Genomic DNA, 4336 nt, shown 5'->3' on the forward strand with positions numbered 1-4336 from the left:
GTGGTTTGGAAGAACTATATAGTCTTACTGATTTGTGGTGGACATCTCTAGCCATGACTCAAAGTCCCCACAATCTTGCTATTCTACATCTCGGACAGCTTTCCGGCCCGACGACAGTAACTGGAGCGATCGTGTTTATCAATGGTCTGATTGCTGAAGCTTATTTAGCATTCGATCGCGAGCGATCGAGCCAGAGATTCCAAAAAGCATTACCTTATCTAAATACAGCAGTCGTCTCTGTTATCACCTTCCATTTAATTGGTTTATTTTTATTGAGTTATCAATTGAATGATGCGATTACATCTAGTCTAAAGATGGGGATTATTCAAGGAAATATTGGTAATGAAGTCAGACATTATCAATCTGGCTACGATCTGGCGATGGATCGCTATACCAGCGGCTATCGATCTCTTGTCGAACAGGGAGCAGCCGCAGTAATTACGCCAGAAACAGCCCTACCATATACCGAAAGCCAGATTAAGCGGACACCTTTTTATCAAGCAATATTAGAACAAAAAGTGCCAGTATTTCTCGGCGGATTTGGTGAAGCTGGCAAGAAGATGACTAATAGTATTTTGACGATCGATAGTGATGGTAAAGTCACTAGCCGCTATGACAAATCGAAATTAGTACCATTAGGTGAGTATGTGCCATTCGAGCAATATATCGGTAAATTTATCGGTACGATCTCACCATTAGAGTTAAACTTGGTAGCTGGTAAATTAGATCAAATCGTACAGACACCATTCGGTAACTTTATCTTTGGCATCTGTTATGACTCGGCTTATCCTGAAGTTTTTCGCCGTCAGGCTCGAACGGGTGAATTGATTATTACGGCATCTAATGATGCCCACTACAGTAGTGGGATGCCCCCGCAACATCACGCACTTAACTTGATGCGCGCGATCGAAACCGATCGATGGATGCTAAATGCTAGCAATACTGGTTATTCAACAGTTATCGATCCACATGGGCGGACGCAATGGATTTCCAAATTAAATGAATTCACCGCTCATGCCCATCAAGTTTATCGTCGCTCTACGCAAACTGTCTACGTGCAATTTGGGAATTGGTTGACGCCGCTATTGCTCGCGATCGGGTTAATCCTATTTGTAAGACATAGACCTGTAAGCTAAGATTTGACTACTAAACTACTAAGATCGATCAGCACAGTGAAATTGCTAAATTTACGCTTTTAAACTTATCAACCACTCGGTCTTAATTTAATGTCTCATGATTGCCATTCAAATTACAAATAATATCGAAGGATAAGAACTTGAAAAAAATTCATTTGCTAGTTAGTGTATTGGGATTAGGATTACTGAGCTGTTCTGTTTTTGTCAACTTTCTACTCTACAATCGTACCAGTAAATATTATTTAGAGCTTAATCAAACTCGCTTAGATCCTTTAGGCTTAAACTACTATCCCGTAAATTCTCAAGCAGTTGCTAAACCCGATCGATCCCGCGTAGTCTTCTTTGGCGACTCCAGAGCTGCCAGTTGGCTACCACCCAAGATCGATCGCTATGAATTCATCAATAGGGGAATTTCTTCGCAGACATCCGCTCAGACGATCGATCGATTTTCAGCTCATGTCAGCCCCCTAAAACCCAATCTTGTCATCGTTCAAGTCGGTGTCAACGATCTCAAAACTATTGCCTTGTTCCCCGAACGCAAGCAATCAATTATTACCAATTGCCAAGCAAATATTAAACAAATTATCCAAGCATCTCGAAAGTTAGGTGCCGTAGTCATGGTGACTACTATTTTCCCTACGGGTGAAGTACCATTGGAACGTAAGCCTTTCTGGTCAGATGAAATTGGGCTGGCAATTAAGGAAGTAAATACCTACATCAAAACATTAGCCGATGACAAGACGGTTGTGTTTGATACTTACGCTCTACTTGCAGATCGTCGCGGTTTAATGTTGCCACAATATCGATTAGATGAGTTGCACTTCAATCAACAGGGATATACAATTCTCAACCAAGAACTAGCCCGACAACTGGCTAAGATCGATCGGTTAATACATAAGCCCGCAAAAGCACAACTTGAATAAAGCTTGGTTGGCTAGTTTATCTATTCAAACACCACCGTCTTATTCCCATACACTAACACCCGATTTTGAAGATGGTGACGCACCGCCCGCGCGAGCACAATGCGTTCGAGATCCTTCCCTTTCCTAATCAAATCATCGACATCATCACGGTGAGTAACTCTGACCACATCCTGCTCGATAATCGGCCCCGCATCCAGCTCGGAAGTCACATAATGACCCGTCGCCCCAATAATCTTCACCCCCCGTTCGTAAGCCTTGTGATAGGGATTGGCACCGACAAAAGCGGGCAGGAAGGAATGATGAATATTGATAATATTGTGGCTGGGAAATGCATCGATAAATTCAGGACCAATAATCTGCATATACTTAGCCAAAATCACCAAATCGATCTGGTATTCTTGAAGTAATGCTAGTTGCCGTTGTTGTTGCTCTTGTTTGTTATCTTTGGTGATTGGCAAGTAGTGATAGTCAATACCAAATTGCTGGGCGATCGATTCGAGATCGGGATGGTTGCTAATAATTAAGGGAATCTCTGCTGAAAATTCGCCTGCCTGTTGCCGCCAAATTAGATCTAGTAAGCAATGGTTTTGACGACTCACCCAAATCGCAATCCGAGGGATCGTATCCGAAAAGCGAATCTGGTAGGTGCCATTTAAAGGTTGGGAAATCGCCCCGAAAGCAGGTGCAATCAATTCACGGGGCAGATTGAATCCATCAATATGCCACTCGATCCGCGTGAGAAATAACCCAGCATTAAAATCAGTATGATGATCGGCATGAACGATATTGCCGCCATTAGAATAAATAAAGTTAGCAACTTTCGCAACTAAGCCTCGGCGATCTGGACAAGAAAATAACAATGTAGCTGTCGGTTTCATCCTAGTGATTAATTACTATCCAAATAGATGTGAATACTCGATCTCTTATAAATAAAGATTTATAATTAAAAGTGTTCGGTAGTAGCGCATTCAAGATGATGGCTATTCCTCTCTGGGTTTCAATCGGTTTCGCGGTGTGGACGTTAGCTCGATCGATCTTGTGCTCGTATACTATTGCAAATCATGACCGATAGAAATGATAAAATTCGATAAGTGACAATAAAATTTACAAAAAATGTCTCGGAAAGATCGTTTTCATGAGTTGGTGAAGCAAGCACTCATCCAAACCGGATGGAAAATTACTGACGATCCTCTATACCTGAGTATTGGCAACGTCAACATTCAGATTGATCTAGCAGCAGAGCCATTAATTGCCGCAACCAAAGACGATCGTAAAATTGCCGTTGAAGTTAAAAGCTTTATCAGTGCATCCCAAATTACAGATTTCTACAGTGCTTTAGGTCAATATTTAACCTATCGTGTCGCCCTCCAACTGCAAGAACCCGATCGCGAATTGTATTTAGCGGTACCAGAATCAACCTATGATAAGTTGTTTCAAGAAGTTTTAGTCCAGGAAGTTTTTCGATTTTATCCAACCAAAATTATAGTTTATAGCCAAATAACTCAGGAGATTGAATCATGGATAGATTAGATTTCTACCGCAAATGCTTACAGGAGTTTCTCAACAACTATTCCAGCTATGGGAGCAAAAATCCAGATATTGAAACACAGCTAATTTTTGATACTGTCAACGATCGATATCTGCTATTCCGCACGGGATGGGATAATCAGAGACGGATTCACAACTGCATTTTTCACTTTGATATCAAAGGTGATAAAATCTGGATTCAGGAAAATAATACTGACATTGAAGTGGACAAGGAGTTGGAAGAGATGGGCATCTCTAAAAAGGAAATTGTGGTTGGTTTTCACCATCCATCCATGCGTGAATATTCAGAATATGCTGTTTCCTAATCTATCCTTATAAAATTTGGTGCGTTACCCTTCTCCGTTGGAGACGCTACGCGAACAGGATAACACACCCTACTTTGATTTACTCATCTCCAAATTGTTCAGTTACTTCTGATTTCAGCAGTGGGGACGCGATCGCATCCCGAATAATGGCACAATCACATGAGAGGATCGCCAATCGATCCCTGTTTTGGATGCGGTGCTTAATTTGTGCCTTTAAGACTGTGCGCCAAGATCCCAATCTCTGGTGATAATTACCCTTGCAACTCAGTATGTTGGGAGTTATGTTGTATTAAATTAATTATCTAATTCAACATATATGGATGACATCAAAACAATTGGAGCAATTGCCACAGCAGTTGGAACAAGTGCTGGTGCTGGTGCTGGTGCTATTTCGGTAGCTACAATAACTTCGTCCGCACCTGGT

General features: G+C 41.5%; 5 protein-coding genes. 4 read left to right on the forward strand and 1 reads right to left on the reverse strand.

Features of this window, described 5'->3' with window-relative positions; all coding sequences use genetic code 11:
- Together lnt and RMO27_RS20425 are read left to right on the forward strand one after the other, a co-directional pair.
- A partial coding sequence (gene lnt / locus RMO27_RS20420; RefSeq protein WP_309736016.1) for an apolipoprotein N-acyltransferase occupies positions 1-1136 on the forward strand: 1136 nt, incomplete at its 5' end.
- A gap of 140 nt (positions 1137-1276) precedes the next feature.
- Positions 1277-2059: an SGNH/GDSL hydrolase family protein gene (locus RMO27_RS20425; RefSeq protein ID WP_309736017.1), complete on the forward strand. Its 783-nt coding sequence runs from the start codon at positions 1277-1279 to the stop codon at positions 2057-2059.
- A gap of 20 nt (positions 2060-2079) precedes the next feature.
- On the opposite strand, the gene purU is transcribed toward RMO27_RS20425, so the two are convergent.
- Complete coding sequence (gene purU / locus RMO27_RS20430) at positions 2080-2937, reverse strand: formyltetrahydrofolate deformylase (RefSeq protein ID WP_309736019.1); 858 nt, start codon at positions 2935-2937, stop codon at positions 2080-2082.
- Between the two features lie 235 nt (positions 2938-3172).
- On the opposite strand from purU, the gene RMO27_RS20435 reads away from it, so the two are divergent.
- On the forward strand, positions 3173-3589 hold the full coding sequence (locus RMO27_RS20435) for an element excision factor XisH family protein (protein ID WP_309736021.1): 417 nt from the start codon (positions 3173-3175) through the stop codon (positions 3587-3589).
- Positions 3577-3912 carry a XisI protein gene (locus RMO27_RS20440; RefSeq protein ID WP_309736023.1) on the forward strand — a complete coding sequence of 112 codons (336 nt, stop codon included), beginning with the start codon at positions 3577-3579 and terminating at the stop codon, positions 3910-3912. Before RMO27_RS20435 ends, RMO27_RS20440 begins: the two co-directional genes overlap by 13 nt.
- The last annotated feature ends 424 nt before the right edge of the window (positions 3913-4336 follow it).

This window comes from Chamaesiphon sp. OTE_75_metabat_556 (assembly GCF_031378165.1).
Lineage (GTDB): Bacteria > Cyanobacteriota > Cyanobacteriia > Cyanobacteriales > Chamaesiphonaceae > Chamaesiphon.